The 397-nt window shown below is 33.8% G+C and carries 1 protein-coding gene; it reads right to left on the bottom strand.

Features of this window, described 5'->3' with window-relative positions:
* Positions 1-161 precede the first annotated feature (161 nt).
* A partial coding sequence (locus FPV16_RS25990) for a hypothetical protein (protein ID WP_227441384.1) occupies positions 162-397 on the bottom strand: 236 nt, incomplete at its 5' end.

Genomic DNA, 397 nt, shown 5'->3' with positions numbered 1-397 from the left:
GCATTTAACAAATTAATTTATTTGCAAATACTCCAACTTTGATTGTAGCTGTACTGTCATTTGAACATATAGACTCCTCTTATACTTTCCTAATTACTAGTGGCTTTTTTGTTATTGAGTGGGAATTTTTATGAGAATGGAAACAAAAAAGCCCTCCTAAACTAGGAGAGCAAAAGTTCAAGCTGACCACAATTACTAACACTGTAGCTCTGAACATGCTTCTTTAATGTTTCAGTAGCAGTTGAAGCTTTAGTTTTAACTTTCATAAAAGTATATGCTAGCCGATTCGCGATGGCTTTAATAACCCTTCCATCAACACTTTGACCAAGCATTTCATACTTTCTTATTTTTTGTATATTTTCCGTGAAAGTAAAATGGTCCGGAATCCCCATTATTC

It is taken from the genome of Methylobacterium sp. W2, assembly GCF_020662345.1.
Taxonomy (GTDB): domain Bacteria; phylum Pseudomonadota; class Alphaproteobacteria; order Rhizobiales; family Beijerinckiaceae; genus Methylobacterium.
This window is presented reverse-complemented; position numbering and strand designations above follow the sequence as displayed.